At 65.8% G+C, this 23,007-nt stretch carries 26 protein-coding genes; 2 read left to right on the top strand and 24 right to left on the bottom strand.

What is annotated here, in order from left to right:
• Window positions 1–4: 4 nt before the first annotated feature.
• The 21 genes from acpS to AC3WVS_RS18700 all read right to left on the bottom strand — a co-directional run bounded on the left by acpS (window position 5) and on the right by AC3WVS_RS18700 (window position 19,069).
• Complete coding sequence (gene acpS, locus AC3WVS_RS18800) at window positions 5–427, bottom strand: holo-ACP synthase (RefSeq protein ID WP_340520375.1); 423 nt, start codon at window positions 425–427, stop codon at window positions 5–7.
• On the bottom strand, window positions 424–1,206 hold the full coding sequence (gene pdxJ / locus AC3WVS_RS18795; protein ID WP_492319865.1) for a pyridoxine 5'-phosphate synthase: 783 nt from the start codon (window positions 1,204–1,206) through the stop codon (window positions 424–426). The genes acpS and pdxJ overlap by 4 nt, the downstream gene beginning before the upstream one ends.
• A gap of 41 nt (window positions 1,207–1,247) precedes the next feature.
• Entirely contained in the window at window positions 1,248–2,141 is an 894-nt protein-coding gene (gene recO, locus AC3WVS_RS18790; RefSeq protein ID WP_439670798.1) for a DNA repair protein RecO, read from the bottom strand.
• A 19-nt stretch (window positions 2,142–2,160) separates the two neighbouring features.
• The gene (era, locus tag AC3WVS_RS18785) at window positions 2,161–3,099 is read right to left on the bottom strand and encodes a GTPase Era (RefSeq protein WP_010814691.1); all 939 of its coding nucleotides are present in this window, start codon (window positions 3,097–3,099) and stop codon (window positions 2,161–2,163) included.
• Window positions 3,096–3,866: a ribonuclease III gene (gene rnc, locus AC3WVS_RS18780; protein WP_010814690.1), complete on the bottom strand. Its 771-nt coding sequence runs from the start codon at window positions 3,864–3,866 to the stop codon at window positions 3,096–3,098. Before rnc ends, era begins: the two co-directional genes overlap by 4 nt.
• A 1-nt stretch (window position 3,867) precedes the next feature.
• Window positions 3,868–4,260: a DUF4845 domain-containing protein gene (locus AC3WVS_RS18775; RefSeq protein WP_492319864.1), complete on the bottom strand. Its 393-nt coding sequence runs from the start codon at window positions 4,258–4,260 to the stop codon at window positions 3,868–3,870.
• 50 nt (window positions 4,261–4,310) lie between these two features.
• Window positions 4,311–5,210: a signal peptidase I gene (lepB, locus tag AC3WVS_RS18770; protein WP_011615721.1), complete on the bottom strand. Its 900-nt coding sequence runs from the start codon at window positions 5,208–5,210 to the stop codon at window positions 4,311–4,313.
• Between the two features lie 95 nt (window positions 5,211–5,305).
• Complete coding sequence (gene lepA, locus AC3WVS_RS18765; RefSeq protein WP_010814687.1) at window positions 5,306–7,099, bottom strand: translation elongation factor 4; 1,794 nt, start codon at window positions 7,097–7,099, stop codon at window positions 5,306–5,308.
• A gap of 208 nt (window positions 7,100–7,307) precedes the next feature.
• Window positions 7,308–7,592 carry a glutaredoxin family protein gene (locus AC3WVS_RS18760; protein WP_492319863.1) on the bottom strand — a complete coding sequence of 95 codons (285 nt, stop codon included), beginning with the start codon at window positions 7,590–7,592 and terminating at the stop codon, window positions 7,308–7,310.
• Between the two features lie 13 nt (window positions 7,593–7,605).
• Complete coding sequence (locus AC3WVS_RS18755; RefSeq protein ID WP_492319862.1) at window positions 7,606–9,090, bottom strand: DegQ family serine endoprotease; 1,485 nt, start codon at window positions 9,088–9,090, stop codon at window positions 7,606–7,608.
• 133 nt (window positions 9,091–9,223) lie between these two features.
• Entirely contained in the window at window positions 9,224–10,303 is a 1,080-nt protein-coding gene (locus tag AC3WVS_RS18750; protein WP_492319861.1) for a MucB/RseB C-terminal domain-containing protein, read from the bottom strand.
• Between the two features lie 8 nt (window positions 10,304–10,311).
• The gene (locus AC3WVS_RS18745) at window positions 10,312–10,938 is read right to left on the bottom strand and encodes a sigma-E factor negative regulatory protein (RefSeq protein WP_492319860.1); all 627 of its coding nucleotides are present in this window, start codon (window positions 10,936–10,938) and stop codon (window positions 10,312–10,314) included.
• Between the two features lie 115 nt (window positions 10,939–11,053).
• Window positions 11,054–11,653, bottom strand: a complete 600-nt coding sequence (gene rpoE / locus AC3WVS_RS18740; RefSeq protein ID WP_010814682.1) for an RNA polymerase sigma factor RpoE — start codon at window positions 11,651–11,653, stop codon at window positions 11,054–11,056.
• A 637-nt stretch (window positions 11,654–12,290) separates the two neighbouring features.
• Complete coding sequence (gene fabF, locus AC3WVS_RS18735; protein WP_454750348.1) at window positions 12,291–13,523, bottom strand: beta-ketoacyl-ACP synthase II; 1,233 nt, start codon at window positions 13,521–13,523, stop codon at window positions 12,291–12,293.
• Window positions 13,524–13,713: 190 nt separating this feature from the next.
• Entirely contained in the window at window positions 13,714–13,953 is a 240-nt protein-coding gene (gene acpP, locus AC3WVS_RS18730) for an acyl carrier protein (RefSeq protein ID WP_008644813.1), read from the bottom strand.
• A gap of 169 nt (window positions 13,954–14,122) precedes the next feature.
• Complete coding sequence (gene fabG, locus AC3WVS_RS18725) at window positions 14,123–14,872, bottom strand: 3-oxoacyl-ACP reductase FabG (RefSeq protein ID WP_018309408.1); 750 nt, start codon at window positions 14,870–14,872, stop codon at window positions 14,123–14,125.
• Window positions 14,873–14,888: 16 nt separating this feature from the next.
• Complete coding sequence (gene fabD / locus AC3WVS_RS18720; RefSeq protein WP_011615725.1) at window positions 14,889–15,818, bottom strand: ACP S-malonyltransferase; 930 nt, start codon at window positions 15,816–15,818, stop codon at window positions 14,889–14,891.
• An 83-nt stretch (window positions 15,819–15,901) separates the two neighbouring features.
• Complete coding sequence (locus tag AC3WVS_RS18715; RefSeq protein ID WP_492319859.1) at window positions 15,902–16,882, bottom strand: beta-ketoacyl-ACP synthase III; 981 nt, start codon at window positions 16,880–16,882, stop codon at window positions 15,902–15,904.
• Window positions 16,883–16,934: 52 nt separating this feature from the next.
• Window positions 16,935–18,014 carry a phosphate acyltransferase PlsX gene (gene plsX, locus AC3WVS_RS18710; protein ID WP_010814676.1) on the bottom strand — a complete coding sequence of 360 codons (1,080 nt, stop codon included), beginning with the start codon at window positions 18,012–18,014 and terminating at the stop codon, window positions 16,935–16,937.
• A gap of 165 nt (window positions 18,015–18,179) precedes the next feature.
• Window positions 18,180–18,359 (bottom strand): 50S ribosomal protein L32, encoded by a 180-nt coding sequence (gene rpmF / locus AC3WVS_RS18705; protein ID WP_010814675.1) that lies wholly within the window; start codon window positions 18,357–18,359, stop codon window positions 18,180–18,182.
• A gap of 119 nt (window positions 18,360–18,478) precedes the next feature.
• Window positions 18,479–19,069, bottom strand: coding sequence for a DUF177 domain-containing protein (locus AC3WVS_RS18700; protein ID WP_492319858.1), 591 nt, complete (start codon window positions 19,067–19,069; stop codon window positions 18,479–18,481).
• A gap of 206 nt (window positions 19,070–19,275) precedes the next feature.
• On the opposite strand from AC3WVS_RS18700, the gene AC3WVS_RS18695 reads away from it, so the two are divergent.
• Window positions 19,276–19,875 carry a Maf-like protein gene (locus AC3WVS_RS18695; RefSeq protein WP_492319857.1) on the top strand — a complete coding sequence of 200 codons (600 nt, stop codon included), beginning with the start codon at window positions 19,276–19,278 and terminating at the stop codon, window positions 19,873–19,875.
• A gap of 16 nt (window positions 19,876–19,891) precedes the next feature.
• Window positions 19,892–20,623 carry an SAM-dependent methyltransferase gene (locus AC3WVS_RS18690; RefSeq protein WP_492319856.1) on the top strand — a complete coding sequence of 244 codons (732 nt, stop codon included), beginning with the start codon at window positions 19,892–19,894 and terminating at the stop codon, window positions 20,621–20,623.
• Window positions 20,624–20,680: 57 nt separating this feature from the next.
• Here the strand turns inward: AC3WVS_RS18690 and AC3WVS_RS18685 are convergent, their stop codons facing one another.
• From AC3WVS_RS18685 to AC3WVS_RS18675, 3 genes are all read right to left on the bottom strand, one after another.
• Window positions 20,681–21,865, bottom strand: coding sequence for a S49 family peptidase (locus tag AC3WVS_RS18685; RefSeq protein ID WP_492319855.1), 1,185 nt, complete (start codon window positions 21,863–21,865; stop codon window positions 20,681–20,683).
• Between the two features lie 79 nt (window positions 21,866–21,944).
• On the bottom strand, window positions 21,945–22,343 hold the full coding sequence (locus AC3WVS_RS18680; protein ID WP_492319854.1) for a Rieske (2Fe-2S) protein: 399 nt from the start codon (window positions 22,341–22,343) through the stop codon (window positions 21,945–21,947).
• A complete protein-coding gene (locus AC3WVS_RS18675; RefSeq protein WP_013957379.1) occupies window positions 22,336–22,995 on the bottom strand; it encodes an HAD-IA family hydrolase in 660 nt (219 codons plus the stop codon). The genes AC3WVS_RS18680 and AC3WVS_RS18675 overlap by 8 nt, the downstream gene beginning before the upstream one ends.
• Window positions 22,996–23,007: the final 12 nt, after the last annotated feature.

Below are 23,007 nucleotides of genomic sequence, written 5' to 3'. Positions count from 1 at the left end.
GGATTCACAAGGCTGTAGGTTGGGAAGCCGCCCCGCCCGCACGCTCGGCAATGGCGAAGGCGACGGCAAAGTCGTGCTCGTCACTGACACTGACCCGCACGGTGAGCCCGCGTTCCGCCAGCCATGCGGCCAGCTCGCCATGGCATACCGGCGTGGGCTCGCCGGACGGCAGGTTCATCAGCTCCATGGCGCGCCACGTCATCGGCCAGCGCATGCCCAGGCCGATGGCCTTGGAGAACGCCTCCTTGGCAGCGAAGCGCGTGGACAGGAAGGCCAGCCCGCGCTTCTCGGAGCGCGCCTTGCGCGCGTGGTACTTGGCCAGCTCATCGGGGCCCAGCACCTTCTCGGCGAAACGGCCGTTGGTGCGTTCCATCACGCCCTGCACGCGGGCGATCTGGATGATGTCGGTGCCGACGCCGTAGATCACGCCGGGGCGCCCGCGGCAGGATAGCGCGTGCCCAGGCGCGCGGCGACCATGATGGCCTTCATCTCGCGCACCGCGTTCTCCCAGCCCGCGAACACCGCATGCGCCACGATCGCGTGGCCGATGTTCAGCTCCTTGATGCCGGGCAGCGCGGCGATCGGCTGCACATTGGTGTAGTGCAGGCCATGGCCGGCGTTGACCACCAGGCCGTGCTTCTGGCCGGCATCGACGCCATCGGCGATGCGGCGGAACTCGAGCGCCTGCTCATCGGGCGTATGCGCATCGGCATAGCGGCCGGTATGCAGCTCGATCACCGGCGCGCCGCACGCGGCCGCCGCGGCGATCTGGTCGGCATCGGCATCAATGAACAGCGACACGCGGGTGCCGGCACCGGCCAGCTGCGCGCACGCCGCCTTGACCTGCTCGAAACGCCCGGCCACATCCAGCCCGCCCTCGGTGGTCACTTCCTCGCGGCGCTCCGGCACCAGGCATACGTCCTGCGGACGGATCTCGCAGGCGATGTCGAGCATCTCCTGCGTGAGCGCGCATTCCAGGTTCATGCGCGTGGCCAGTTGCGGACGCAGCGCGCGCACGTCGGCATCGCGGATATGGCGGCGGTCTTCGCGCAGGTGCAGCGTGATCAGGTCGGCGCCGGCCTGTTCCGCCAGCAGCGCGGCACGGATGGGATCGGGGTACACGGTGCCGCGCGCGTTGCGCAGCGTGGCGACGTGGTCGATATTGACGCCAAGGTCGATGACGCCCGGATTTGCGTGGAAGATCATGCGAGCAGGTGCAGGAGTGAGTCGGATGGTTCTTGAGTCGGTCAGAGATACTGCAGGTCGATCAGAATCTGGCGCGTCTTCAGCGGCGCGCCTTGCAGATAATAATGCAGCAGGAACCGCATCAGCGCGCGGCTTTGCGCGGCGGTCTGCGCGCGGCTGTAATCGTCCTGCGCCATGTCCAGCAGGGTCTGGCCGGTCACCACCGGCCACGACGACGGGTCGCTCGGCTGCGCGCGGCGCACGCCGCGCTCTGGCTGGTAGACATAGTCCAGGCCCGGCTGGACCCGCTCGCCGGTGCTCAGGCACTGGTCAAACGCAACCGCGAAGCCGGTTTCCTGCAGCAGCACGCGTTCAAAGCTGCGCAGCACCAGCCCGGCTTGCTCGCCGTGCGCCAGCCGCGTCAGCGTCGTCAGGTAATGGCGGAACAAGGCCGGATGCGCATCCTCGCGCGGGCAGAAGCGCATCAGCAGCTCGTTCAGGTAGAACGCCGACAGCAGCGCGTCGCCGGCCAGCGGCGGCATGCCGCCGACCCACTCGGCCTTGGTCAGGGTCTTGACCTCGCCGCGGCCGCTCCATGACACCGAGACCGGGTGGAAATGCTGCAATACCGCGCGCAGTGCGGAGTGCGGGCGCTTGGCGCCCTTGGCCACCATCGAGATGCGGCCGTAGTCGCGCGTGAACAGGTCCAGGATCAGGCTGGTCTCGCGATACGGCCAGGCATGCAGCACAAAGCCGGGCTGCTCGGCCACGCGCGACTCGGGCCGGGCCGGCACGATGCGCATGGCGCGATCCATCATCGCGCGCGCGGCAGCGTCGGCCATGCCGGGCAGCGCCTTGCTGTCGAGCAGTTCGGCGGCCTCGTCGACCACGGGGTCGGCGCGGCGGGACCGTGGCGCCGGCGCCGGCGCGCGCGCGATGTCAGCCGTCTTGCTCACTGGTCGCTCGCTGTTGTGCTCACTCGTAGCCGTACGCGCGCAGCCCTGCTTCGTTGTCGGCCCAGCCGCTCTTCACCTTGATCCACATTTCCAGGTAGACCTTGCCGTCGAACAGCTTTTCCATGTCCAGGCGCGCCTCGGTGGAGATCTGCTTGAGCTTGGCGCCCTTGTTGCCGATGATCATGGCCTTGTGCGCGTCGCGCTCGACCAGGATGGTGGCAAAGACGCGGCGCAGGCGGCCTTCGGTCTCAAACTTGTCGATGATCACGGTGCTGGTGTACGGCAGCTCGTCGCCGGTCCAGCGGAACACCTTCTCGCGGATGATCTCCGAGGCCAGGAAGCGCTCGCTGCGGTCGGTCATGGCGTCGGCGTCGTACATCGGCTCGCCTTCCGGCAGGTAGGGCCGGATGATCTCGAACAGGCGCGCGATATGGTCGTGGGTCTTGGCCGTCATCGGCACCACTTCGCGGAACGGGAACTGCTGCCCCATCTTTTCCAGGAAGGGCATCATCACTTCCAGGCGGTTCTCGCCGTTGACGCGGTCCAGCTTGTTGGCGACCAGCAGCACCGGCGTGTTCTTCGGCAGCAGCGACAGCACCTTCTCGTCGTCGGCGCCGTAGTAGCCGGCCTCGACCACGAACAGGACCAGGTCCACCGACGACAGCGTGGACGTGACCGCGCGGTTCAGCGAACGGTTCAGCGCGCTGGCGTGGCGGGTCTGGAAGCCCGGCGTGTCGACGAACACATACTGCGCGTCATCCGTGGTCTGGATGCCGACGATGCGGTGGCGCGTGGTCTGCGCCTTGCGCGAGGTGATGCTGATCTTCTGGCCGACCAGCGCGTTCATCAGCGTGGACTTGCCCACGTTGGGGCGGCCGACGATGGCCACGGTGCCGCAGCGGAACGCCGCGGCCGGGGTATCCGCCGCGTCTTGCTGCGGATGGGTAGATTCGGTCATTCCTTCAACCTGAGAGACAGCTGTGGGTCTTGCGGCACGGGTTGCTTGCGGGTCTTGCCGGTGCGCTCGGCGCGGCTGCGCTTGAGCAGCTGCGGCACCAGCTTCTGGACTTCATCCAGTGCCAGCTTGGCGGCGGCCTGCTCGGCGGCGCGCCGCGAGGCGCCGGTGCCGAACACCCGGACTTCCAGTTTAGGCACCGTGCACTCGACTTCAAACTGCTGGCTGTGCGCGGCCCCGTGTGTGGCGATTACGTTATATTGCGGCAGGGCGATCTTGTGGCCCTGCAGGTATTCCTGCAGCAGGGTCTTGGCGTCCTTGCCCAGCGTGCGCGGATCGACCTGCTCCAGGATCGGGATATAGAGCTTGCGGATCAGCGCGCGCGCGGCGTCGAAGCCGGCGTCGAGAAACACCGCGCCGACGATGGCTTCGAGCGCATCGGCGAGGATGGACGGACGGCGGAAGCCGCCGCTCTTGAGTTCGCCCTCGCCCAGGCGCAGCGTGTCGGACAGCTGCAGCATCTGGGCGATCTCGTACAGGGCCTGCTGCTTGACCAGGTTGGCCCGCACGCGCGACAGGTCGCCCTCGTCGAGCTTGCCGAACATGCCATAGAGCATGTCGGCCACGGCGCAGTTGAGCACCGAATCGCCCAGGAATTCAAGGCGTTCGTTGTGCTGGGCGCTGTGGCTGCGGTGCGTCAGCGCCTGTTGCAGCAATTCGGGCTTGCTGAATCGGTAGCCGAGTCGTTGCTGCAAGGCGTCGAGGTTCATATCAGTGCTGCGTTCCTGAATAGGTAATCAGTAGGCTCAGGGGTCCGTAGACGGGTACCTCGGTCCGGTACGAGAAATCGACCGACTGGATGGTGCCGTTCTCGTCTTCCCGGATCAGGAGGTCCTCGGCCTTGATTGCGGTAATCCGGTCGATGGCTGCCTGCTTTTCAAAAAAATCGACCACTTCGCGCTTGTTGGCGGCGCGCTGCTTGGCATAGCTGGCGGCGCGCTTGACCGAAAAATACTCCACCAGGCTCGGGATCGCGCGCAGGGCCGGCAAGGCCACCCCGATCACGAACACCACGATCACCAGCAGCGTCCAGACGGAAAACCCGCCTATGCCTGCCCGGCGTCGTACCGGATTCCTGCCCCCCACCTTCCCAAGTTGACCCATGATGCGCTCGTCCTCGTTTAGCGTTGAGTGTTCTTGCGCCGCGGGGATTCTTATTTGAACGTTCCCACGCGTCCGAAATTGCCCAGGTTCATCCAGATTACAAAGGCCTTGCCGACGATATTCTCATCCGGCACGAACCCCCAGAAACGGGAATCCAGGCTATTGTCCCGGTTGTCACCCATGACGAAATAGTGACCTGCAGGTACCTTGCAGGTCACGCCCTGCTGATTGTAAGTGCAGTTTTCCCGGTACGGGAAATCCGGGTCCGCCCCCGCGATAAACGCCGGGCGGTCGGCGTCGTTCAGGATGCCATGATCGACGCTGCCTGGCAGCTTTTCGCGGAAATGCCTGGAATATGCCAGGCGCTCCTCGTCCAGGAAATCCGGCAGCGCGGCGTACTCGGCCGGCTTGCCGTTGATGGTCAGGCGCTTGTTGGCATACTGCACCACGTCGCCCGGCACGCCGATCACGCGCTTGATGTAGTCGAGCGACGGGTCCTTCGGGTAGCGGAACACCATGACGTCGCCGCGCTGCGGCTCGCCCATGTCCATGACCTTCTTGTTCACCACCGGCAGGCGGATGCCGTACTCGTACTTGTTGACCAGGATGAAGTCGCCGATCAGCAGCGTCGGGATCATCGAGCCGGACGGGATCTTGAACGGCTCGACCACGAACGAGCGCAGCACGAACACCGCCAGGATCACCGGGAAGAAACTGGCCGAATATTCCAGCCACCACGGCTGGCGCAGCTTTTCCTCGGCCAGGCGCTTGCGCGTGGCGTCAGCTTCCGCCGCGCCGAAGCGGCCCTGCAGGTCGGCCTGGCGCGAATCGAACTCGGCCAGCGCCAGCCGCGCCGAAGAGCGGCGCTGCCGCTCGAACACGAGCTTGTCCGCAACCCACGCGACGCCCGTAATCACCACCAGCACAAAAAGGATCAGTGCAAAATTCATGACGGCTTCTGGTTTTTTGAAATCCTGGTACAGCCTGTTCTTTCACCACGGCGGCAAGCCGCCGCGCGTGGCACTGCCCTGCTCGCGGCGCCTTCTTACTTGTCATCCACCTGCAGGATGGCCAGGAAAGCCTCCTGCGGGATCTCGACCGTACCGACCTGCTTCATCCGCTTCTTGCCCGCCTTCTGCTTTTCCAGCAGCTTCTTCTTGCGCGTGATGTCGCCGCCGTAGCACTTGGCCAGCACGTTCTTGCGCAGCGCCTTGACGTTTTCGCGCGCAATGATATTCGCGCCGATGGCGGCCTGGATCGCCACGTCGTACATCTGGCGCGGAATGATCTCGCGCATCTTGGCCGCGACCTCGCGGCCGCGGTATTGCGAGTTCGATCGGTGCACGATCACCGACAGCGCATCGACCTTGTCGCTGTTGATCAGGATGTCGACCTTGACCACGTCCGACGGGCGATATTCCTTGAACTCATAGTCCATCGACGCATAGCCGCGCGACACCGACTTCAGGCGGTCGAAGAAGTCCATCACGATTTCCGCCATCGGGATTTCGTAGGTCAGCTGCACCTGCTTGCCGTGGTAGCTCATGTTGATTTGCGAGCCACGCTTCTGCGTGCACAGCGTAATCACCGAGCCGACATATTCCTGCGGCATATACAGGTTCACGGTGACGATCGGTTCCAGGATCGCCTCGATCTTGCTCGGGTCCGGCATCTTCGCCGGATTTTCCACGGTGATCACGGTGCCGTCGCGCATCTCGACCTGGTACACCACCGTCGGCGCGGTGGTGATCAGGTCCATGTCGAACTCGCGCTCCAGGCGCTCCTGCACGATCTCCATGTGCAGCAGGCCGAGGAAGCCGCAGCGGAAGCCGAAGCCCAGCGCCTGCGACACTTCCGGCTCGAACATCAGCGAGGCATCGTTGAGCCGCAGCTTTTCCAATGACTCGCGCAGCGCCTCGTACTGGTTTGCCTCAACCGGGTACAGGCCGGCGAACACCTGCGGCTTGACTTCCTTGAAGCCCGGCAGCGGCGCTTCGGCCTTGCGCTGCATGGTGGTGATGGTATCGCCCACCTTGGCCGCCTTCAGTTCCTTGATGCCGGCGATGACAAAGCCCACCTGGCCCGCCGTCAGCGCATCGCGGGGGATCGACTTCGGCGTAAACACGCCCACCTGCTCGACCAGGTGCTGTGAGCCGTTGGCCATCAGCAGCACCTTGTCCTTGGGACGCAGGGTGCCGTTGACCACGCGCACCAGCATCACCACGCCAACGTAGTTGTCGAACCACGAATCGATGATCAGCGCCTGCAGCGGCGCGTCGGCGTCGCCCTCGGGCGGCGGCACCTTGGCGATCAGCGCCTCGATCACGTCCTGCACGCCCTGCCCGGTCTTGGCCGAGCACGGCGTGGCGTCCTGCGCGTCGATGCCGATCACGTCCTCGATCTCCTGGATCGCGTTATCGGGATCGGCCTGCGGCAGGTCGATCTTGTTCAGCACCGGCACCACTTCCACGCCCAGCTCGATCGCGGTGTAGCAGTTGGCCACGGTCTGCGCCTCAACGCCCTGCGAGGCGTCGACCACCAGCAGCGCGCCTTCGCAGGCGGACAGCGAGCGGCTCACTTCATAGCTGAAGTCGACGTGTCCCGGGGTGTCGATCAGGTTCAGGTTGTAGACCTTGCCGTCGCGCGCCTTGTAGCTGAGCGCAGCGGTCTGCGCCTTGATGGTGATGCCGCGCTCCTTTTCGATATCCATCGAATCGAGGACCTGCGCTTCCATCTCCCGATCCGACAGCCCTCCACAAAGCTGAATGATCCGGTCGGCCAGGGTGGACTTCCCATGGTCGATATGGGCAATGATCGAGAAATTACGGATATGGTCCATCTAGTGTTCAGGGGGGCGCCGGCGTGAGAGCCCGCGCGGCAACAAGCGGTTGAGCGGCCCGGCGCCGCGCGCCGCAAGGCGGGCGCGGGCGTACCGCAGGTTCGGGGGGTGCAATTTTTGCGCCAATCCGCAATTTTACCGGATTTTCAATGACTTCCGGGTCGTCAAATGGCGGCGTGGCGCGGTTGGCGGCGGTTACCGACGGGGATCAGCGGGTTGTGTGCGCGCCGCCATGTGCGGCAAGCCACACCCTTACGGCAGCTTCGTCGAGGAAATAGTGGCAAAGCTCCACGGCGCCGCCCTGCAAGTCTGCTGGGGTGCCCGGCATCAGCACCGGCACCAGTTCGCCAAAACGGTCTTTCAGCCCCGCATCGGCATCGACATCCACCTCGTGCAGGGTGAAAGAAAAATCGCGCCGGAGCGGCTCCAGCGCGACCTTCATGTCTTCGCAAAGGTGACAGTATGCCCGGCCGTACAACGTCAGCGCAGGCATACCGGTCATTGCTTTAGCGGCTGGACGTGGCGCCCGGACGCAGCGTCAGCACCTGGGTGGCATCGCCGCGCCGCACGAACACCGCGGCAATCCGGTTCTTGTCCAGGCTGCGCACCAGCTCGTTGAACTGGCGGGCGTTGGTCACGTCCGTATCGCCCAGGCGCAGGATGATGTCGCCCGGACGGATGCCGGCACGCAGCGCCGGGCCGTCGGCCACTTCCACCTCGACGCCCGACTTGAGCTTGAGCTCCTTCAGGCGCGCCTCGGGCAGGTCGTTGACCACCAGGCCAAGCGCGTTGGGCTTGCCGGCCTGTGCCGCGCTGTCGTCCTTGGGCGTTGCGCCGCTGCGAGCGCGTGCCTTGCCGTCCGGCTCCAGCTCGGTGACGGTGATCGTGACCTCGCGGACCGCGCCCTTGCGCCACAGCTGCAGCGGCACGCGCGTGCCCGGCTTGGTCTCGCCCACCATGCGCGGCAGGTCCGAGGCCCGCTCGATATCGCGGCCGTTGAACTTGAGGATGATGTCGCCGGCTTCGATGCCCGCCTTCTCGGCAGGACCGCCCGGCTCGACGCTGCCGACCAGCGCGCCGCGCGCACGGCCCAGGCCCAGCGAATCGGCCACCTCCTTGGTGACGTCGCCGATCGCCACGGCGATGCGCCCGCGCGTCACGCGCCCGGAGCTTTTGAGCTGCTCGGACACGCGCATCGCCTCGTCGATCGGGATCGCGAACGAGATACCCATGTAGCCGCCGCTGCGGCTGTAGATCTGCGAGTTGATGCCGATCACCTCGCCGCGCAGGTTGATCAGCGGGCCGCCGGAATTACCGGGATTGACCGCCACGTCGGTCTGGATGAACGGCAGGTAGTCGCCCGTGTCGCGGCCCTTGGCCGAGACGATGCCGGCGGTCACGCTGTTGTCCAGCCCGAACGGCGAGCCGATCGCCAGCACCCATTCGCCGGCGCGGACCTTGTTGGAATCGCCCAGCGGCAGGCGCGGCAGGCCGCTGGCCTCGACCTTGAGCAGCGCCACGTCGGTGCGCTTGTCCGAGCCGATCAGCTTGGCCTTGAATTCGCGCTTGTCGGGCAGCGTCACATAGATGGTTTCGGCGTCGGCCACCACGTGCGCGTTGGTCATCACGTAGCCGTCCTGGCTGATGATGAAGCCCGAACCCACGCCGCGACTCTGCTCTTCCTGCTGCGGCGGCTGGCCGCGGCGGGGGGCGCCGGGCGCCGGGGCACCGGGCATCGGCACGCCGAAGAAGCGCCGGAAGAATTCCGCCATCTCGTCATCGCCGCCGGGCGCACCGCGCTGGCGCACGAGTTCCGTGGTGCGGATATTGACCACGGCCGGACTGGCCTTTTCCACCAGGTCGGTGAAATCGGGCAGGTTGTAGTTGGAGGCGGCAGCCTGGGCATGGCTGACTTCGGCAACAGTCGGGCCGAGCAGCATCATGGCAGCCATGACCACGGCCCGCGCCAGGGCTGGAGATCTGAACATCATCGACAACTCCCGGGATTCAGCGAATAGAAGAAAAACCGTCTGGATGTGATCCCGTGGCGGGGACCCCTGCGCAGGTTTCATGGAGCCGGCGCCGGGACAGAGTCCGGCGGCGTCGGCTGCACCTGCGTCAAGCTCAGTGTACCGCCTTGGGCGGGCGGTACTCCACGGCCGTCGCAAACTGCCGCACGGTGCTCGCCGGCACCTCGCCCACCACGGTAATCCAGAAATCGGCAATCCGGCGCACCACGACCTGGGTCGCGCCGAGCGCGGCCACGCCCTCGCGGCGCACGCGTTGCTCGGAAACCGGTTCAATGAAGACCGACAGGCCGGTCAGCCCGTCGCTGTAAACGACCTGCAGCACTTCGAAGACCTGGCCGCGCGCGTTGCCCGGCGCGGGCGCGCGCAACTCGCCGAGCGGACGGCGCACTTCGCGGATCTTCTGGAAGCCCTTGAGCGGCACCGCAATCGACCAGCCCTCGTCGGCGATATTGGTCGGCTGGTAGGTCACCTCATAGCGATTCCAGCTGCTGGAATTCTTGATCGCACCGAGGATACGCTGCTTTTCGGACGGCACCCCGATCTGCACCTGCGAGAACGCGACCTGCTCCAGCACCTTGCCGCCGTCGCCGATGGTCTGCGCGCGCATCAGCAGGCCGGAGTTCTTCTCCGCCCACAGGCGCACCGCATAGCGCGCGGCATCGTGCGGCTCCAGCGCAAAGACCTCGCATTCCATGCCTGCCACCCGCTCGGCGGGCATCTTGCGCATGTCGTACAGGTCCAGCACGTCGTTCTTGTTGGTGGCGAGCAGCGCCGGGAAGCGATCCTTGGCTTCCTGCTTCTCCACCACCACCAGCTTGGCTTCGGGGATCAGGCTGTGCACTACGTCATTCTGACGCAGCACCTCGCGCGGCTTGCCGTCGAGCGTTTCCAGGCGTTCGTACTCGTTGTGGACGAGATCGCTGTAGTGCTGGATACGCGAGGCGTGCATGACGCTGCCGCGCTGGTAGATCAGCGTGCCGACATAGTTCTCGCGCTGTGCGGCTTTGTGGATCTTGTTGAGCCAGGCGGTGGCGTCGCGTCGGTTCAGCGTACTGTCCGAAGGCTGTGCGGTGGCCGCGGCAGCGCTCAGACACAAGGCCAGAAAAAAGGACCTACGCAGGGCCCTGATTTTCTGCGCGCCCGCTACATAGGCGGGCGACCCTCCTTTATGCATGTCCGGCATTATTCCTGCGTATTTTCCTGAGTGAAGTTTGCACCGTTGGCAACCGTGCGCATGGTGGGCACGAACGCATCCGTTGCCACCGACGTGCGATGGGCACGCAGGTATTCGTCCAGGCGCGGGTCGCGGATCATCTGGGGATTTTCCGCCGCCACGGTGACGATGCCAGAGGCCGGGCTGGCCGGCTGGTCGGCGCGTGCCACCACGGCATCGGGCGTGGCCAGCGTGGCGGGGCCCCGCATCTGCGGCACGACCACCCAGCTGACCGCTGCCACGGCGGCAGCGATCGCGGTGCCCGGCATCACGCGGCGCACCCACGACGGCCTGACCAGCAGGCGGTGGCGGGCACTGGCCTGCGCCAATGCCGGTACCAGTACATGCGGCTCGGCTTCTAGGCGCGCGGAGAAACGAGAGAGGAAAGCAGAGGTGGAACCCGCGTGCGTCAGGTCTTCCGAGCGCAGCGTGTCGCCGATCAACTGGTAAGTGGTCCAGTCGGACATGCCGGCATCGCTTTTCGCGAGGCCCAGCACGGCATCGACTTCGTGCGGCGCCAGTTCGCCATCCATCAATACGGAGATCTGCTCCGCTGCTTCCACTACATGAACCGACTGCTTATGAGCCTGACCCATTTCCCACCCCAAGACATTCCATTGAACACCGATAATCCCGTCACTTCTGTCGCTTATCGATGCAGGAATACGCTGCAACGCTGGCCGCACGACATTCTTTTCGACTACCCGACTACTACCACCGCTTGCCCTCTGCCGTTCCCAGCAGCGGACGCAATTTCTCGGCAATCGCCTCGCGCGCCCGAAAGATCCGCGAACGCACCGTGCCGATCGGACATCCCATCGCTTCGGCGATCTCCTCATAGCTGAGGCCCTCGATCTCGCGCAGCGTGATGGCGGTCCGCAATTCTTCCGGAAGGGCCTCCATGGCGCGGTTCACCGTCTCGGCGACCTGGCGCGTGTGAAGCATCGATTCCGGCGTATTGATATCCCTTAGTTGCTCACCGTCCGCAAAAGTTTCAGCCTCTTCTGCATCGATATCGCTGGACGCTTCCGGGCGGCGGCCCTGGGTGGCCAGGTAGTTCTTGGCCGTGTTGACGGCGATCCGGTACAGCCACGTATAGAAGGCCGACTCCCCGCGGAACTGGGGCAAGGCGCGGTATGCCTTGATAAAGGCATCCTGCGCCACATCCTCCACCTCAGCGGGGTCCCTGACCAGGCGCGAAATCAGGCGAATGATCTTCCGATGGTATTTGGTCACCAGAAGTTCAAAGGCCCGCTTGTCGCCCTGCTGGACGCGTTCAACTAGGAGCTGATCGGCTTCGCGTTCGCTCACGTATGGCTCACCTGCAGTGTATCTCTTGGTTTGGTCGTCACGACAAACGTTGTATTTTACCTACGATTCTAAGCCCGCCCGGTGAAGCAACGCGCATCCTGTGACCGTAAGCTAACAAAATCGTTCCCCTGCCGGCATCTCAGGCTGCACCCGCAGTGCAACTCTGGTGGCGCGTTGCAACCACCGCGCCATCGCGGGCGAACCCGCCTGCCAGGGGAGAAAGATGGCGCCCGGCATCCCGGGCGCTCCGGGGGCCAGGCGCACGACAGCGACGCCGCCGGCCTGCCAGCATTGCCTGACCACAGTCTCGTGTCGGGCACGGCCCGGCCCTTGCAGGCGGATCCGCAATGGCCCGTTGCCGTCGGGCGCGTGCAGCACTGCCGTGCAGCGCCAGCGCAGGCTACACCACCACGCCGGCCAGGCACGCACCGTTGCCGCTGCGGCAAGCACGAGTGCCAGCGCCATGGCGGCATGCCCCCAATGGAAACCAGCCTGACTGCCGGCTATTACAGCGGCCAGCGTCCGCGCCAGCAGCGCGAGCGCCAGCATTTCGCCGGCACAAAACACGAACAGGGCCCACCGCAACGGGTGGACCCTGCCCTGGCGCAGCCCGCGAAGGGCCCGCCTCAACCACGGATCAGGCGCGGCGGAAAACAAGCGTGCCGTTGGTGCCGCCGAAACCGAAGTTGTTCTTCACCGCGACCTCGATCTTCATCTCGCGCGCCGTGTTGGCCACGTAGTCCAGGTCGCACTCGGGATCCTGGTTGTCGAGGTTGATCGTCGGCGGCGACACCTGGTTGTGCAGCGCCAGCACGGTGAAAACCGATTCCAGGCCGCCGGCGCCGCCCAGCAGATGGCCGGTCATCGACTTGGTCGAGTTCACCACCATCTTGTAGGCCTGCTCGCCGAATGCGGCCTTGATCGCATCGGATTCGTTCTTGTCGCCCAGCGGCGTGGACGTGCCGTGGGCGTTCAGGTAGTGCACCTGGTCCGTATTGATGCCAGCGTCCTTGAGCGCGTTGACCATGCAACGGCGCGGGCCGTCCATGTTCGGCGCGGTCATGTGGTAGGCGTCGCCGCTCATGCCAAAGCCGATCAGCTCGGCGTAGATGCGCGCGCCGCGCGCCTTGGCCGACTCGTACTCCTCCAGCATCATCACCCCGGCGCCTTCACCCAGCACGAAGCCGTCTCGGTCCTTGTCCCACGGACGCGAAGCGGCAGCCGGATCGTCATTGCGCGTCGACAGCGCACGCGCAGCGGCGAAACCGCCGATGCCCAGCGGCGACACGGTCGACTCGGCACCGCCCGCCAGCATGGCGTCGGCATCGCCGGCCTGGATCAGGCGGGCGGCCAGGCCAATGCTGTGCAGGCCGGTCGTGCAAGCCGTCACGGCAGCCAGGTTCGGGCCCTTGATACCGTGGATGATCGACAGGTGGCCCGCGATCATGTTGATGATCGAGCCCGGCACGAAGAACGGCGAAATCCGGCGCGGACCGCGCTCGGTCAGCACGGCGTGGGTCTCTTCGATCAACGGCAGGCCGCCGATGCCCGAGCCGACCAGCACGCCGATGCGCTCGGCATTGGCCTCGGTCACTTCCAGGCCGCTGTCCTTCAGCGCCTGCGTGCCGGCTGCAATGCCGAAATGGATGAAGGTATCCATCGCGCGGGCTTCCTTGGCCGGGATGTAGTCCTCGGCATTGAAACCCTTCACTTCACCGGCAAAGTGCACGGAAAGCGCGGAGTGATCGAATTTGGTGATGGTGGCGATGCCGGACTTGCCGGCAACCAGGTTGGCCCAGCCTTCGGCAACCGTGTTTCCGACCGGAGACACAAGGCCAAGCCCAGTGACGACGACGCGACGACGGCTCACTATGTTTTCCTACGGGTGCGTGAAACGGGAACGGAACGGAGATCAGCCCGCCGCCGGCCTTGCGGGCCGCGCGGCGAAGCACATTCCATTCTGCTTCTTCAAACAGACGAAAGCCACAGAAAACAGCAAGGCGCGGCCGCAACGGCCCGCCCACCTGCCTTCTGTGGCTCGGAATGCAGAGACGACGGGCTTAGGCCTTGACGTGCGCGGTGGCGTAGTCGATAGCCTGTTGCACGGTCGTGATCTTTTCGGCTTCCTCATCAGGAATTTCCATGCCGAATTCATCTTCCAACGCCATCACGAGTTCAACCGTGTCCAGCGAGTCCGCACCGAGATCGTTCACGAACGACGATTCGTTCTTGATGTCTGCCTCGGCCACGCCAAGCTGTTCTGCCACGATTTTCTTGACGCGTTGTTCGATATTGTCCATGTAACCCTCCAGGGAAGTTCGACAAAAAGTGGGCGCATTTTAGCAGGTTTGAGGCGACAGAAATGCCGCCTGCCAAGCTTTGCAAGAATCGCGCCCGTTTGGTTCGGAAAACTACTACTTCAGGCGGCTTCTTCGGGCTTCTTCCCCGAAACCAGCCAGCCAAAAACCATTAATTCATGTACATCCCGCCGTTCACATGCAGCGTAGTGCCGGTAATGTAAGCGGCTTGCGGGCCAGCCAGGAAGGCCACCGCGTTGGCGATATCCTCCGGCTGGCCAAGGCGACCCAGCGGAATCTGCGTCTTGAGCGAAGCATGCTGCTCTTCGGACAGCGCCTTGGTCATGTCGGTGTCGATAAAGCCCGGCGCGACACAGTTCACGGTCACGTTGCGGCTGCCGATTTCCGCGGCCAGCGAGCGGGTCATGCCCGCCACGCCCGCCTTGGCAGCAGAGTAGTTCATCTGGCCGGGGTTGCCGACCGAGCCCACCACCGAAGTGATATTGATGATGCGGCCCTGGCGGGCCTTCATCATCGGGCGCAGCACCGCGCGCGACAGACGGAACACCGAAGTCAGGTTGGTCTGGATCACGGCCAGCCAGTCCTCGTCCTTCATGCGCATCGCCAGCTGGTCCTGCGTGATGCCGGCATTGTTGACCAGCACGCCGATGCCGCCGTGAGTCTTGACGATCTCGTCGATGAGCGCGTCGCAAGCGGCCGCGTCATTGACGTTGAGCACGGCGCCCTTGCCCTTCAGGCCGTCGGCGCCGAGGTAATCGGTGATGCCGGCCGCGCCGGCTTCGCTGGTGGCGGTGCCGATCACGGTGGCGCCCTGGCGGGCCAGTTCCAGCGCGATGGCGCGGCCGATGCCGCGCGAGGCGCCGGTGACCAGCGCAACCTGGTTGTCGAGAAGTTTGGTCATGCGGATGTCCTCTTGCTTACTTCAGCAGTGCCAGCGTGTCTTGCAGCGAGGCCGGATCGAAGATCGCACCGCCGGTCAGGTTGCCGTCGATGCGCTTGGTCATGCCGGCCAGCACCTTGCCGGGGCCGCATTCGATCACGTGCGTGACGCCTTCGGCGGCCATCTTCTGCACGCACTCGACCCAGCGCACCGGCGCGGCGGCCTGGCGCACCAGGGCGTCCTTGATCGCGTCCGGATCATTGACGATGGCGACGTCGACGTTGTTCACCAGCGGGATCGACGGCGCCGAGAAAGCCAGGCCGGCCATGCGCTCGCGCAGGCGGTCCGAGGCGGGCTTGAGCAGCGACGAGTGGAACGGCGCCGACACCGGCAGCGGCAGCGCGCGCTTGGCGCCCTTGCCCTTGGCGATTTCGCAGGCCTTCTCGACCGCGGCCTTGTGGCCGGCAATCACCACCTGCGACGGCGCGTTGAAGTTCACGGCCTCGACCACGCCGGCGGCCGATGCCTCGGCACAAGCGGCGCGCACGTCGTCATCGGACAGGCCCAGGATCGCGGCCATGGCGCCCTCGCCCACCGGCACGGCTTCTTGCATGGCTTGCGCGCGGAAGCGCACCAGCGGTACCGCGTCGGCAAACGGGATCACGCCCGCGGCCACCAGCGCCGAGTACTCGCCCAGGCTGTGGCCGGCAACCAGCGCCGGTGCCGGACCACCGGCATCCAGCCAGGCACGGTAGACCGCCACTGCGGCGGTCAGCATCACCGGCTGCGTGTTGGTGGTCAGGTTCAGCTCTTCGGCGGGGCCTTCGGCGATCAGGCGGCCGAGATCCTGGCCGAGCGCGGCCGAGGCCTCTTCCACGGTGGCGCGCACCACGGCGTTATCGGCGAAGGCATTGAGCATGCCGACCGACTGCGAACCCTGGCCGGGAAATACGAAAGCGAATTTCATCGGATTGGAACCCTAACAAGAAACGGGTGGCCGGCGCCGCGGCATGTCCTGCATGCGCGGCATGCCATGGCGCCGGCCGCGAATCACATGCGCAGCAGCACCGCGCCCCAGGTGAAGCCGCCGCCCACGCCTTCCATCAGCACGGTCTGGCCCGCGCGGATGCGGCCGTCGCGCACCGCGACGTCCAGCGCCAGCGGGATCGACGCGGCCGAGGTGTTGCCGTGCTCATGCACGGTGGCGACCATGCGCTCCGCCGGCAGGCCCAGCTTCTTTGCCGTGCCCTGCATGATGCGGATATTGGCCTGGTGCGGGATCAGCCAGTCGATCTGGTCCGGCGTCACGCTGGCAGCCTCCATGGCTTCGCGCGCGACCTTGTCCAGCACGTTCACGGCCAGCTTGAACACAGCCTGGCCGTCCATGTGCAGGAACGGGTTGCCGGTGATGTTGCCGCCGGCGACGTTGCCCGGCACGCACAGGATATCGACATGCCTGCCGTCCGAGTGCATCGCGGTGGACAGGATCCCCGGCTCCTCGGACGCCGACAGCAGCACGGCGCCGGCACCGTCGCCGAACAGCACGCAGGTGGTGCGGTCGTTGAAGTCCAGGATGCGCGAGAACACCTCGGTGCCGATCACCAGCACGTTGCGGTGCGAGCCGCTGCGGATGAACTTGTCGGCAGTGGCCAGTGCGTACACGAAGCCCGAGCACACCGCCTGCAGGTCGAACGCCGGGCAGTGGTTGGTGATGCCCAGCTTTTCCTGCACGATGCAGGCCGTGCTGGGGAACACGAAGTCCGGCGTCGAGGTGGCGACGATGATCAGGTCGATGCTCTGGCGGTCGATGCCGGCGGCTTCGATGGCCTGCTCGGCAGCCTTGACCGCGAGATCGCTGCTGGTCACATCCGGCTCGGCCCAGTGGCGTGCCGAAATGCCGCTGCGCGAGACGATCCAGTCGTCGCTGGTCTCGATGCCCTTTTCGGCAAGCTGCGTGGCCAGGTCATGGTTGGTCACGCGCCGCGGAGGCAGGTAGCTCCCGGTACCGATGATTTTTGCGTACTTGGTCATGTATTGTCGGATCGTATGGCCCGCAGGCACCCTCGACCGGCGCGCGTGGCGCTCAGGCGACGTGGGGGCTGGGATGCGCGCCAGGCACCTCTGTCTCCGGGGCGGGCTGTGCAGCGCCTGCGGCGCTGGATTTATCGGCAAAAGCCCGGGTGATGCGGGCGATCACGCCATTCTTGGCGGCATCATACCCGCGTTTGATGGCCCACTCAAAAGAATGGGCATCGGCCGAGCCGTGGCTCTTGATCACCAGCCCGCGCAACCCAAGCAGCGAGGCGCCGTTGTAGCGCGCCGGGTCGAGTCGCCTGGCTAGGCGCGACAGCACCGGCATGGCGACCGCGGCCAGCAGCTTGGTGAACCACGAGCGGGTGAATTCTTCCTTGATCATACTGCCGATCATCTTGGCCAGGCCCTCGGTGCTCTTGAGCGCCACGTTGCCGACGAAGCCGTCGCAGACCACGATGTCGGTAGTGCCCTTGAAGATGTCGTTGCCTTCCACGTTGCCGTAGAAGTTCAGCTCCGAGGCGCGCAGCAGTTCACCCGCACGCTTGACCACCTCGTTGCCCTTGATGACTTCCTCGCCGATGTTCAGCAGGCCCACCGTGGGGTGTTCCTTGTGGTCGACCACGGCCACCATGGCTTCGGCCATGCGCGCGAACTGCAGCAGGTGCTCGGGCTCGCAGTCGGCATTGGCACCCAGGTCCAGCACGGTGGTGCCCCACCCTTGCTCGTTCGGGATGGTGGTGGCGATGGCCGGCCGCTCGATGCCTTCGAGCGTCTTGAGCACATAGCGCGACACCGCCATCAGCGCGCCGGTATTGCCGGCGGAGATGCAGGCACCGGCCAGGCCCTCCTTGACCTGCGTGACGGCGACGCGCATCGAGGAATCCCTCTTCTTGCGCAGCGCCACCTCGACCGGGTCATCCATGGTGATGACCTCGGTGGCCTCGACGATGGTCACGCGCGGATGGTCCAGCGCGTGCAGCTTCTTCAGCTGCGTCCGGATGGCGTCGGGCAAGCCGACCAGCACCATCTCGGCGTCGTCGTGGCGGGAAAGAAAACTGATCGCCGCAGGCACCGTCACGGAGACTCCGTGATCGCCGCCCATGCAGTCGATAGCGATTTTGATCGTCATTGTTCCTGGTACGGATAGCGCGGCGGCGCACGCCACGCCCGGCGGGAAATCCGAGCGCCCAACAAAAAAGCGGCAACGATCTTGCCGCTTTTTTGTCTCTGACCTTTTAGTGTCCGACCTACAGGCATGCGCGAGCGAGACGCAACGTCACGCCGAACGAAGCTATCAGTCGTTCTTGGTCTTGATGACCTTGCGGCCACGGTAGTAGCCGTTCGGGCTGACGTGGTGGCGCAGGTGGGTTTCGCCGGTGGTCGGCTCAACTGCCAGCGGCGCTGCCGACAGGTGATCGTGCGAACGGTGCATGCCGCGCTTGGACGGCGACTTCTTGTTCTGTTGAACAGCCATGATGACTCCTTCGAGAATTTTTCAATATTAACACACGCATCCCGCCCAAGGCGTAGCCGGGGCCCGGCCGGATGCTTCAGATTCACCTGCAAGACCTTGCGCACCGCCTGCCGGCGGCATCAATGCTTGGTCTTCAGGCCGGCCAGCGCCGCAAAGGGCGAAGGCCGCTTTTCTTCCTCAGGCTCAGCCTCTGGCTGCGCCTCGCCGTCCGAACCGGTCACGAGGCTTTCGTGCACCGTCGGGCAGACGTCATGCTTGGGGGCCACCGGCAACGCCAGCAGCACTTCATCTTCAATCAGGTCCAGCAACGAGAAATGCTTCGAGCCGGCGATCACGTCGACTTCGTCGTCGTCCATCGGCGCGGCGTCGGCCGCTTCCTCGCTTTCCACCACCTCGAAACGCGTTGCCGTATCGATCGGCTCGGCATATGGGGCCAGGCAGCGCTGGCAATCCAGCCATATCCGGCCCTGCACGGTCACGTCGAGAAACAGCCGCCGCGCCACCGCGGCGCCCGGCTCGGCCGCCTCTTCACGCATGAAGCCAGTGGCCGAATAGGCAAACGTCTCATCGGGTGCCGAGGCTGGCGCTTGCGCGGCGGTCTCGGCTAAGATGCGCGGCAAATCCCGCACCGCCACGTCGCCGGCCAGGCTTTCACCCTTCCGGCACAAGGCGAAGAGATCAAGCGCGCGCAGGTCAATCGGCTGGGTCATGTGCGTGGCTCCGGTCGCTATACAATGACTGGTTCGCCACATTCCACGGCTGTCGGACTACGGGCCGCGCACATTGGCGGCACTGCGCCCGGGTGCGGATGCGGCTAAACACGCGATTGTACGACGTAAACCGTGCCGAGGTCAAAGGTCTTGCAGCGCGGGCCGCACCTTTTACTGTTTCGCTTCCTGTTCCGATTCCATTACTTATGTCCCCAGACCCCCGCCCCAGCCTGATCCTTGGCTCCGGCTCGCCCTACCGCCGCGAACTGCTGGAGCGCCTGCGCATCCCGTTCGAGGTGGCCGCGCCCGACATCGACGAAACCCCGCTTGCCGGCGAAGCGCCCGAAGCCACCGCGCTGCGCCTGTCGCAGCGCAAGGCCGAAGCCATTGCCGCGCGCCGTCCGGGCGTGCTGGTGATCGGCTCGGACCAGGTGCTGACCCTGGACGGCGAACAGATGGGCAAGCCCGGCACGCACGAGAAGGCCGTGGCGCAGCTGCGCCGCATGCGCGGGCGCACCGCAACCTTCCACTCGGCCCTGTGCCTGCTGGACGCACGCACCGGCACCGTGCAGCTGGCCGACGTGCAAACCCGCGTGACCATGCGCGACCTGACCGATGCTGAAATCGAAACCTACCTGCAGCTGGAGCGCCCCTACGACGTGGCCGGCAGCGCCAAGTCCGAAGGCCTGGGCATCGCGCTGCTGGAACGCGTCGAGTCGGACGACCCGACCGCACTGGTCGGCCTGCCGCTGATCGCGCTGACCGGCATGCTGCGCCAGGCCGGCTACCCTCTTCTTTCCGCATGACCCGCACGAGCCCACCATGAGCGGCACTCTCTACCTGATCCCCAACACCCTCGGCAAGCGCGATGAAGCCGACCCGCTGGCCGACGTGATCCCGGCCGGCGTGCAGCAGATCGCGGCCAACCTCGATTACCTCGTCGCCGAGAACGCCAAGACCGCGCGCGCCTTCCTGAAGAAGCTGGGCGAGACCACGCCGCTGGCACGCCCGATCCAGCAGATCGAGATCCGCGAGCTGAACGTCAACACGCGTGCCGACGCCCTGGCCGCTCTGCTGGCCCCGCTCGAAGCCGGCCGCGACGGTGGCCTGCTGTCCGAGGCCGGCGTCCCGGCGGTGGCCGACCCCGGCGCCGACCTGGTGCGGCTGGCCCATGCGCGCCGCATCCGCGTGCGGCCGCTGGTCGGGCCCAGCTCGATCCTGCTGGCGGTGATGGGCTCGGGCCTGAACGGCCAGAGCTTTGCCTTCAACGGCTATCTGCCGGTCGATGCCGGCGAGCGCGCGCAGCGACTGCGTGAGCTGGAGCAGCGCTCGCGCAAGTCCAGCCAGACCCAGGTGTTCATCGAAACGCCCTACCGCAATGCGGCGCTGCTGGAAGCCATGCGCCAGCACTGCGCCGGCACCACGCTGCTGTCCGTGGCCGTGGACCTGACCCTGCCGGGCGAGACCATCGTCACGCTGCCGCTGTCGGACTGGCGTCCCGAGCGGATCGACCTGCACAAGCGCCCGGCGATCTTCTCGCTGCTGGCCATGTAAGAAACGGCAAAGGGGGCGCGAACGCCCCCTTTGCCATTGCCGCCGCGCCATCCCGGCTCAGTGCATGCCCTGCATGCGGTTGCTCCACAGCATGGTCTTCATCGCCGCCGAGCCCACCGCCGCGCCAAAGCGCTTGGCCACGCGCTCGGCAATGTTCTCCTTGACGGTGTAGTCGACGATGTCCTCGGCCTTGAGCACATCGCGCGCGACATAGTCGGCACTGCCCAGCCCGTCGGCCAGGCCCAGCTCCACGGCGCGCTCGCCCGACCAGAACAGGCCGGAGAACAGCTCCGGATCATCCTTGAGCCGGTCGCCGCGTCCTTCCTTGACCACGTCGATGAACTGCTGGTGGATCTGCTTGAGCATGGCCTCGGCAAAGGCCTTCTGCTTGGGCACCTGCGGCGAGAACGGGTCCAGCATGCCCTTGTTGGCGCCCGAGGTGTACAGCCGGCGCTCCACCCCCAGCTTGTCCATCAGCCCGGTAAAGCCAAAACCGTCCATCAGCACGCCGATCGAACCCACGATGCTGGCCTTGTCGACATAGATCTTGTCGGCCGCCGCGGCCACGTAATAGCCGCCCGAGGCGCAGATCTCTTCCACCACCACATAGAACGGCTTGGACGGATAAAGCGTGCGCAGCCGCTGGATCTCGTCGTTGATGATGCCCGCCTGCACCGGCGAGCCGCCCGGAGAATTGATCTTCAGGATCACGCCGGCGGCATTGCCATCAGCGAACGCCGCCTGCAACGAGGCATTGATCGATTCCGCGCTGGCCGGCGTGCCCGCGGCGATTTCGCCCTCCAGCGTGACCATGGCCGTATGGCGGCCCGAGGTGCTGATGGCGCCATCGCCCTTGAAGTCGAACAGCGTGACCAGGATCAGCGCCAGCAAAGCCAGTCCGACAAAGCGGAAGAAGATGCGCCAGCGCCGTGCCGCGCGCTGCTCGCGCAGCGATGCGGTCAGCACTTTTTCGAGCAGATCGCGCTCCCAGCCGGCGCCGCCGCCAACCGGGGGCCCCGCCGCGGCTCCAGCCATGCGCGCCTTGCGCTCGCGCGCTTCACGCCTTGCCGCGTCGTCGCCGGCGCGCAATTCGTCTTCCAGCGGGTAATCGGCGCGCGGTGCGGTGACCAGGCGCTCGGACTCCGCCTGGGGCGACCCTTCGCCCGGCGCACCGTCGCCGGCTGGCTTGTGCTCGTCCGGCTGACCCGATTCACCCGATGGCGGCTTCTGTTGTTCTGTCATGCAAATCGCTCGTGGAAACGCCTGGAAACCCAGGCCTGGAAATACAACGGCCGGCCTGACTGCCGGCCCTGCCCGTCATTCAGGCACCGCCCATGCGCGCAGCGATCCGGTATGGCGCTTCCGGTAGCCAGTAGACCTGGCCGTCGCGCTCCTCGATGCGCAGCTTGGCCAGCGATGCACCGCGGCAGGGGCCGCCGACGCACTCGCCGCTGTCCGGCACATAAACCGCGCCATGTGTGGCGCACATCAAGTATAGGCCCGAGGCATCGAAGAACCGGCCTTCCTGCCAGTCCAGTTCCATCGGCACATGGGCGCACTGGTTCAGGTAGCCGTGCGCGGCGCCGTCGAAACGCACCACGAAGGCGCCGATCTCGCGCTGGTCCAGCGCCACCGAGAAGCGCACACCCAGGCCGCCTTCCTCCAGGTCCTCGGCGGCGCACAGCCGCACCGGCGCCTGGCCGGCCGCTGCCTCAGGCATGGGCCAGCAGCCAGTCGGTCAGGTCGGGGATGGAAGTCGCGCAATGCACCGGCGCCATCGCGCGCAGCGAATCTGCGGGATGTGCACCATAGCACACGCCAATCCCCTTGGCGCCGGCATTGGCCGCCATCTGCAGGTCATGGGTGGTGTCGCCGACCATCACCGTGCGCTCCACGTCCTGGCCCAGTTCGCGGGTCAGTTCGTGCAGCATGGCCGGGTGCGGCTTGGAGAAGGTCTCGTCGGCACAGCGCGTGGCGTCGAACAGGCGGGTCAGACCGCTCGCGGCCAGCGCGCGCTGCAGGCCGACGCGGGTCTTGCCGGTGGCCACGCCAAGAAAATAGTGTTCGCCGCGCAGGGTCTCCAGCATTTCGCGCACGCCGTCGAACAGCACAAGGTCGGCATCGCGAGCGAGGAAGTGGTAGCGGTAGCGTTCGGCCAGGCGCGGGTAGTCGGCGGGGTCCAGCGTCGGCACCGCGTAAGACAGCGCATCCTTCAGGCCCAGCCCGATCACGTGGCTGGCGGCGCGGTCATCCGGCACCGGCAGGCCCAGGTCGCGGCTGGCAAGCTGGATGCACTTGGCGATGGTCGGGGTCGAGTCCATCAGCGTCCCGTCCCAGTCGAAAACGATCAGGTCAAATTGTTGCCTGGCCATGGAAGTCCTTGT

It is taken from the genome of Cupriavidus sp. CPT47-8839-RL05A, from assembly GCF_058792255.1.
The sequence above is the reverse complement of the archived record's forward strand: the minus strand, read 5'-3'. Positions and strand labels throughout refer to the sequence as shown.

What these genes read in the sequence shown, in the direction of transcription:
- pdxJ (WP_492319865.1), bottom strand. Translation starts at nt 1,206, where the DNA reads ATGATCTTCCACGCAAATCCGGGCGTCATCGACCTTGGCGTCAATATC.
- era (WP_010814691.1), bottom strand. Translation starts at nt 3,099, where the DNA reads ATGACCGAATCTACCCATCCGCAGCAAGACGCGGCGGATACCCCGGCC.
- rnc (WP_010814690.1), bottom strand. Translation starts at nt 3,866, where the DNA reads ATGAACCTCGACGCCTTGCAGCAACGACTCGGCTACCGATTCAGCAAG.
- AC3WVS_RS18775 (WP_492319864.1), bottom strand. Translation starts at nt 4,260, where the DNA reads ATGGGTCAACTTGGGAAGGTGGGGGGCAGGAATCCGGTACGACGCCGG.
- lepB (WP_011615721.1), bottom strand. Translation starts at nt 5,210, where the DNA reads ATGAATTTTGCACTGATCCTTTTTGTGCTGGTGGTGATTACGGGCGTC.
- lepA (WP_010814687.1), bottom strand. Translation starts at nt 7,099, where the DNA reads ATGGACCATATCCGTAATTTCTCGATCATTGCCCATATCGACCATGGG.
- AC3WVS_RS18760 (WP_492319863.1), bottom strand. Translation starts at nt 7,592, where the DNA reads ATGCCTGCGCTGACGTTGTACGGCCGGGCATACTGTCACCTTTGCGAA.
- AC3WVS_RS18755 (WP_492319862.1), bottom strand. Translation starts at nt 9,090, where the DNA reads ATGATGTTCAGATCTCCAGCCCTGGCGCGGGCCGTGGTCATGGCTGCC.
- AC3WVS_RS18750 (WP_492319861.1), bottom strand. Translation starts at nt 10,303, where the DNA reads ATGCATAAAGGAGGGTCGCCCGCCTATGTAGCGGGCGCGCAGAAAATC.
- AC3WVS_RS18745 (WP_492319860.1), bottom strand. Translation starts at nt 10,938, where the DNA reads ATGGGTCAGGCTCATAAGCAGTCGGTTCATGTAGTGGAAGCAGCGGAG.
- acpP (WP_008644813.1), bottom strand. Translation starts at nt 13,953, where the DNA reads ATGGACAATATCGAACAACGCGTCAAGAAAATCGTGGCAGAACAGCTT.
- fabG (WP_018309408.1), bottom strand. Translation starts at nt 14,872, where the DNA reads ATGACCAAACTTCTCGACAACCAGGTTGCGCTGGTCACCGGCGCCTCG.
- fabD (WP_011615725.1), bottom strand. Translation starts at nt 15,818, where the DNA reads ATGAAATTCGCTTTCGTATTTCCCGGCCAGGGTTCGCAGTCGGTCGGC.
- AC3WVS_RS18715 (WP_492319859.1), bottom strand. Translation starts at nt 16,882, where the DNA reads ATGACCAAGTACGCAAAAATCATCGGTACCGGGAGCTACCTGCCTCCG.
- plsX (WP_010814676.1), bottom strand. Translation starts at nt 18,014, where the DNA reads ATGACGATCAAAATCGCTATCGACTGCATGGGCGGCGATCACGGAGTC.
- rpmF (WP_010814675.1), bottom strand. Translation starts at nt 18,359, where the DNA reads ATGGCTGTTCAACAGAACAAGAAGTCGCCGTCCAAGCGCGGCATGCAC.
- AC3WVS_RS18700 (WP_492319858.1), bottom strand. Translation starts at nt 19,069, where the DNA reads ATGACCCAGCCGATTGACCTGCGCGCGCTTGATCTCTTCGCCTTGTGC.
- AC3WVS_RS18695 (WP_492319857.1), top strand. Translation starts at nt 19,276, where the DNA reads ATGTCCCCAGACCCCCGCCCCAGCCTGATCCTTGGCTCCGGCTCGCCC.
- AC3WVS_RS18690 (WP_492319856.1), top strand. Translation starts at nt 19,892, where the DNA reads ATGAGCGGCACTCTCTACCTGATCCCCAACACCCTCGGCAAGCGCGAT.
- AC3WVS_RS18685 (WP_492319855.1), bottom strand. Translation starts at nt 21,865, where the DNA reads ATGACAGAACAACAGAAGCCGCCATCGGGTGAATCGGGTCAGCCGGAC.
- AC3WVS_RS18680 (WP_492319854.1), bottom strand. Translation starts at nt 22,343, where the DNA reads ATGCCTGAGGCAGCGGCCGGCCAGGCGCCGGTGCGGCTGTGCGCCGCC.
- AC3WVS_RS18675 (WP_013957379.1), bottom strand. Translation starts at nt 22,995, where the DNA reads ATGGCCAGGCAACAATTTGACCTGATCGTTTTCGACTGGGACGGGACG.